At 34.9% G+C, this 1,499-nt stretch carries 2 tRNA genes; both read right to left on the bottom strand.

Features of this window, described 5'->3' with window-relative positions:
- Positions 1 to 1,236: 1,236 nt before the first annotated feature.
- Positions 1,237 to 1,310: transfer RNA gene (locus tag ACTYA4_RS22020), tRNA-Arg, on the bottom strand.
- A 95-nt stretch (positions 1,311 to 1,405) separates the two neighbouring features.
- Positions 1,406 to 1,480 (bottom strand) — tRNA-Asn (locus ACTYA4_RS22015).
- Positions 1,481 to 1,499 lie beyond the last annotated feature (19 nt).

Here is a 1,499-nt window from a genome sequence, read left to right as displayed (position 1 = left end):
TTAAAGTTTTTTTCAACCTTTTAAATCATTGTTGATGATAAGCAAGTTATGTTTTTCGTTGCTGTCAGAAGCAACTTTTATATAATAACAAGGATAGATGCTTTCGTCAAGACTTTTATGAGTAAATAATTTCTGTTTTTCTTAACAATCGATTCTACTAAGCTATTTATTATTATATAGAACATTTATTCTTTGCCAATTTTGAATAGTAAAGGGCCGGAGCTTCGCCTACTTTAATGAAAAAAAAAGCTAGTGATGGTGCTTCGTAGTTTGTTTTTATCCTCATGGAAGATAGATTGGCTCCGCTCGTGCCGCCTTAATTTGCATAGAGTCTGCCAACACTTCTATTTTTTCATTCAGGGATTGTGAGAGAGAAAACTCACAATTGTTTCCAAGCGATTTTTTACCTGCTGCCTGTATACTCTATAATAGCTGTTTCATTAATATTAACCCAGGATATAAACAGCGCTTCTTCAACCAGAAAACCAATTAAATTTAAATAGATAATTCAAATCTAAAAGAGGAACACATAATACATTGGATAGAGATACTTCAAAGAAAAAAGAAATGATTATTAATGTTTATAGAACATCTTTGGTTATTTTTACAGACAATAAGTACTGTTCCGTAAAGGCGGCAGAAAATTAGATAGCAGCGGCAATTTGCATAGTGGCGCTCTCTTCCATCGATTGACCGAATAAAAACATCCATAATCGATCAAATGATAAGTCGGTCGCCCTTCCTTAAAAAAGCAGGAATAGATTCGAAGGGGTTTACCGGACATAGTTTACAAAGTGGACTTTCCACAAACTCGGCAATGATGTCGATAAACTGATATTCCTATCATGAAACAAACCGATTATAAACCAGGGAAATGATCCGTTCGGTATGCACAAACAAGGCTAAAGTATAAAAATAATGCGAGTAGCATTTTAAAGAACCTATAAAACATGCCCATTTTGTAGAAAAATACTACTTAATTATACAATATTGTTAATTATTAAAGTTGTTTTAAAGAAGGGCTCTTTTCGTATAGATTGATGTTATTTAACCCGCAGCCTGAATAAACTTCACTTTCCCCGCAGGAGTCTACGTGTTTTCAGGCTGATCAGTGCTTCAGCCATGTTTATTATTTTATTCAAAAACAACAAACTTATAGAAAACAGCCTAAAGAAATATAAAAGGCTTGTTCGAGTGAACAAGCCTTTTATATTTCAAATTCTAATTAGGTTTTTACGCGCCTTAGAGGATTCGAACCTCTGACACACGGCTTAGAAGGCCGTTGCTCTATCCAGCTGAGCTAAAGGCGCAAATTATTATGACTGAAAGAGAGATTTAAATCATCGTGAAATTATCTGACTTACGCCCTTTGGTTCCTTTTCAGCTTATTATGTATTTTATAAAATGGCTCCGCAGGTAGGATTCGAACCTACGACCGTTCGGTTAACAGCCGAATGCTCTACCACTGAGCTACTGCGGAACAATAAGTATTTATCTGA

The sequence above is a fragment of the Niallia yueguangensis genome, assembly GCF_052663115.1.
The sequence above is the reverse complement of the archived record's forward strand: the minus strand, read 5'-3'. Positions and strand labels throughout refer to the sequence as shown.